A 481-nucleotide genomic window follows, 5' to 3' on the forward strand; every position below is an offset into this window, starting at 1 on the left:
ATGATTTGAGTGAGACAAAGCAAGAGTTAGAGGTATATGTGGCAGATCGAGACGGCCAAGTGGAGAAAGCAAAGAAACAAATGCGCCAGAAGCTCGTGCGTGATTTTTCAGCTGAACAAAAGGAAAACCTCAAAGATGAGGTTAAGAGAGAACTAGATACGCAATATGAAGCTCATATAAGCTCTCTCAGCGACGATTTAACAACTGAGAAGCAGAAACATGAGAAAACGAAAAAAGAGCTTGTACAGGCAAATGCAGTGAATGAGAGCTTAACAAAGATGAATCTTGGTTATATCAAGAATTATGTGCCAAAAGAGGATCTTGATAAAGCAAATGACCAGGTTCATGAATTACGAGAAGAGAATAAGACATTGAAGCTCTGGAAGGAAAAAGCATTGAATTGGATTGATAAGAATGTCGAGAGAATGAAACAGATTTCGTTCTTTCAATATGTTGGTGGGATTCAGAAGCGTAATAAAAG

1 pseudogene is annotated in these 481 nt (G+C 38.3%); it reads left to right on the forward strand.

Annotation, left to right across the window (positions count from 1 at the left end):
* Positions 1–481 (forward strand): annotated as a pseudogene (locus OK414_RS29820) (plasmid recombination protein); the annotation flags it as partial.

The organism is Priestia sp. JV24, from assembly GCF_025910025.1.
In the GTDB taxonomy this organism is placed as follows: domain Bacteria; phylum Bacillota; class Bacilli; order Bacillales; family Bacillaceae_H; genus Priestia; species Priestia megaterium.